The organism is Pseudomonas sp. UM16 (assembly GCF_050312595.1).
Lineage (GTDB): Bacteria > Pseudomonadota > Gammaproteobacteria > Pseudomonadales > Pseudomonadaceae > Aquipseudomonas.
Window position 1 is genome coordinate 1 of sequence record NZ_JBNPJT010000112.1, and the last position, 209, is coordinate 209.

Consider the following 209-nt stretch of genomic DNA (forward strand, 5'->3'; position numbering starts at 1 on the left):
AAGAATCTTGGCGATGGCAGTAGCCCGAGTGGATCGGCGCTGACCCAAAGCGGCAGCTTCACCGTGCATGCACCGGACGGCCTGAAGACCCTGACCATTGAGGGCGTCACGGTGATCAGCAATGGCACGGGCAGCTTCCCGCAGTCAGGCACAACTGCGCTGGGCAACACCCTGACCATCACTGGCTACAACCCAGCCACGGGCGTGGT

1 protein-coding gene is annotated in these 209 nt (G+C 62.7%); it reads left to right on the forward strand.

Annotated elements, in window-relative coordinates:
- A partial coding sequence (locus tag ACQRAX_RS25800; protein WP_427867808.1) for a hypothetical protein occupies nucleotides 1-209 on the forward strand: 209 nt, incomplete at both ends.